Source organism: Jeotgalibacillus sp. ET6 (assembly GCF_029667115.1).
Taxonomy (GTDB): Bacteria; Bacillota; Bacilli; order Bacillales; family Jeotgalibacillaceae; genus Jeotgalibacillus.
Map to the genome: position 1 here is coordinate 1 of NZ_JARUIU010000052.1, position 288 is coordinate 288.

The 288-nt window shown below is 32.3% G+C and carries 1 pseudogene; it reads left to right on the top strand.

The features are described 5' to 3' along the window. Positions 1-107: 107 nt before the first annotated feature. Positions 108-224, top strand: a pseudogene (locus P6709_RS20605) (hypothetical protein); the annotation flags it as partial. Between the last annotated feature and the right edge of the window lie 64 nt (positions 225-288).

Sequence of the window (288 nt, forward strand, 5' to 3'; positions counted from 1 at the left end):
GTGAAATCTCAATTTATTCGTAATCTGTTTATCTTGCAATAGTAAAAGATCGGTAAAGAAATATGAAGCAAAGTAATTCTGTTCGTATTGCTTTTTGTCAATTGTAATCTGTGCCAACCAACTTCGAAACAGATTTGTTTATGCCAATCATCAAAGCAACCGAAAAAATTTCAGGACAGACTTATCAGCAGACAGACAATATAAAATTTACCGGAATATCAATGTCGATGCTTTCTAAAAACTTTGGGAACAAAGAATGATTTGCTAGCCTATTTATCCGAAATTATG